The organism is Kitasatospora sp. NPDC057198 (assembly GCF_042670125.1).
GTDB lineage: Bacteria > Actinomycetota > Actinomycetes > Streptomycetales > Streptomycetaceae > Kitasatospora.
Genome location: NZ_JBHUWH010000688.1, coordinates 1 through 2,972 on the forward strand (window position 1 = coordinate 1; position 2,972 = coordinate 2,972).

3 protein-coding genes are annotated in these 2,972 nt (G+C 78.0%); all 3 read left to right on the plus strand.

Annotated features, from left to right (window positions below; translation table 11 throughout):
- Positions 1 to 165: SDR family oxidoreductase (locus ACFUEL_RS37750; RefSeq protein WP_380242445.1), on the plus strand; the 165-nt coding region annotated here is incomplete at its 5' end.
- Between the two features lie 151 nt (positions 166 to 316).
- A complete protein-coding gene (locus ACFUEL_RS37755) occupies positions 317 to 1,555 on the plus strand; it encodes an isochorismate synthase (RefSeq protein WP_380242442.1) in 1,239 nt (412 codons plus the stop codon).
- 73 nt (positions 1,556 to 1,628) lie between these two features.
- A partial coding sequence (locus ACFUEL_RS37760) for a (2,3-dihydroxybenzoyl)adenylate synthase (protein WP_380242444.1) occupies positions 1,629 to 2,972 on the plus strand: 1,344 nt, incomplete at its 3' end.

Here is a 2,972-nt window from a genome sequence, read left to right on the forward strand (position 1 = left end):
GTCCTGGAGGGCGACCCGGCCAGCTACCGGGTCGGCATCCCGCTCGGCCGGATCGCCGACCCCGCCGACATCGCCGAGGCCGTCGCCTTCCTGGCCAGCGACCGCGCCCGGCACATCACCATGCACGACCTGTACGTCGACGGCGGCGCGACCCTGCGGGCCTGACCGCCTCGCCCCGCCGGCTCCCCCGCCCGGGGCGGCGACCACCGCCGCCCCGGGCCGCTCCGCCACGCCCTCCCGTCCCCGTCCGTCCCGTCCCCGCCCCTCCCGCCTCGCCGTGCCGACGCGCGTCCGCGCATCGGCGGAACGGAGCAGCATGTCCACCGCCTCCGCGCTTCGAACGCCCGCCCCCGCCGGGGAAGCGGCCGCCACCGCCGCCGACCCGACCGCCGCCGACCTGCTGGCCGCCTACCGGCCCGGACCGGACCGGGCCCTGCTCGCCACGCCGACCCGCACCCTGCTCGCCGAGGGCGTGCACCGGACGGTCGACGACCCGGCGGCGGTCGGGCGGCTGCTCGGCGGGGGCGGGGCGGCGACCGGCAGTGCGGCGACCGGCGGTGCGGCGTCCGGCGGGGGGCGGCTGGTGGTCGGGGCGATCCCGTTCGATCCGGGTGCGCCCGCCCGGCTGTTCGTCCCCGAGCGGGTCCGCCGGGCCGGGCCGGTGGCGCCCCCGGCCGGCGGCCCTTCGCCCGACGCGCCGACGGGGGAAGGGCGTTGGCGCAGCCGCCCGGTGCCGGAGCCGGACGGCTACCGGGCGGCGGTCGCGGAGGCGGTGCGGCGGCTGGCGGGTGACTCGCCGCTGGAGAAGGTGGTGCTGGCCCGCACCCTGGAGCTGACCGCGCCCGGCGGGAGCGACCTGGCGGCGATGGCGGCCCGGCTGGTGCACCGCGACCCGCGCGGCTACACCTTCGCGGTGCCCGCCGGCGGCGCGGCGACGCTGATCGGGGCCAGCCCGGAGCTGCTGGTGTCGCGGCGCGGCACCCGGGTGGTGTCCAACCCGCTGGCCGGCTCGGCCGCCCGCAGCGCCGATCCGGTGGAGGACCGGCTGCGCGCCGAGGCGCTGCTGGAGTCCGCGAAGGACCTCACCGAGCACGCCTTCGTGGTCGACGCCGTCCGGGCCGCGCTGGCCCCGTTCTGCGCCGAACTGGCCGTCCCGGCGCGGCCGGTGCTGCTGCGCACCGCCGCGATGTGGCACCTGTCCTCCACCGTCACCGGCGTGCTGCGCGAGCCGGCCACCAGCGCGCTGGAGCTGGCCCTCGCCCTGCACCCGACCCCGGCGGTCTGCGGCACCCCGACGGCGCAGGCCAGGGCGGCGATCGGCGAACTGGAGCCCTTCGACCGGGGCCTGTACACCGGCGTGGTCGGCTGGGGCGACGCCTCCGGCGACGGCGAGTGGGTGGTGACCCTGCGCTGCGCCGAGGCGGAGGGCGACCTGCTGCGCCTGTTCGCGGGCGCGGGCGTGGTCGCCGCCTCCGACCCGGAGCTCGAACTCGCCGAGACCGCCGCCAAGTTCCGCACCTTCCTGCACGCGGTGGGTCTGGCGGACGCCCGGTGAACCCGGCCCCGGCGGCCCCTGGCCGCTCCGACTCCCCTTCCCCCCAGCCGAGTTGCCCGCCGGAGGACGCCCGATGAACCTGTACCCGCCCGAGGCCGCCGCCCGCCACCGTGCCGCCGGGTACTGGACCGGCGAGCTGCTGGACGCGATGATCCGGCGGCACGCGGCCGCGACGCCGGACCGGATCGCGGTCACCGACCGGGCCCGGCAGTGGAGTTACGCGGAACTGGACGCCCGCGCCGACCGGCTGGCGGCCGGGATGGCGGCGCGCGGGCTGCGCCGGGGCGACCGGGTGGTGCTGCAACTGCCCAACGTGGCCGAGTTCTTCGAGGTGTTCTTCGGCGCGCTGCGGGCCGGCGTGGTGCCGGTGATGGCGCTGCCCGCGCACCGGCGGGCCGAGGTCTCGTACTTCTGCGAGTTCGCCGGGGCGAGGGCGCTGTTCGTGCCGGACCGCCACGAGGGCTTCGACCACCGCGAGTTGGCCGCCGAGGTGCGGGCGGCGGTGCCGCACCCGCCGGAGGTGTTCGTGGCCGGGGAGCCCGGACCGTTCGCGCCGCTGGCCGAACTGCGGGCCCCGGAAGGGGTGTCGCCCCCGCCGCCGGCGAACTCGGGCGATCTGGCGTTCCTCCAGCTGTCCGGCGGCTCGACCGGTCTGCCGAAGCTGATCCCGCGCTGCCACGACGACTACCTGTACAGCGTCCGGGCGTCCGCCGAGATCTGCGAACTGACCCCCGATTCGGTGTACTTGTGCGCGCTGCCGGCAGAGCACAACTTCCCGCTCTCCTCCCCCGGCACGCTGGGGACGTTCTTCGCGGGCGGCCGGGTCGTGCTGGCGCCCGACCCGAGCCCGGCCACCGCGCTGGGCCTGATCGCCCGCGAGCGGGTCACCCTGACCGGGGTGGTGCCGCCGCTCGCGCTGGCCTGGGCGGCCGCCGCCGGGGCGGCCGGGGCGGACGGGCCCGACCTGTCCAGCCTGGAGCTGCTCCAGGTCGGCGGGGCCAAGCTGAGCGAGGAGGCCGCCCGGCGGCTCGGGCCGGCGCTCGGCTGCCGGCTCCAGCAGGTGTTCGGGATGGCCGAGGGCCTGGTCAACTACACCCGCCCCGAGGACGACGAGCACACCGTGCTCACCACCCAGGGCCGTCCGATCTCCCCCGACGACGAGGTGCGGGTGGTCGACGACGAGGACCGCGACCTGCCCGACGGCACCCCCGGCCACCTGCTGACCCGCGGCCCGTACACCGTCCGCGGCTACTGGCGGGCGCCCGAGCACAACGCCCGCGCGTTCACCCCGGACGGGTTCTACCGCACCGGCGACATCGTCCGGCGCACCGCCACCGGGCACCTGGTGGTGGAGGGGCGGGCGAAGGACCAGATCAACCGGGGCGGCGAGAAGGTGGCCGCCGAGGAGGTGGAGAAC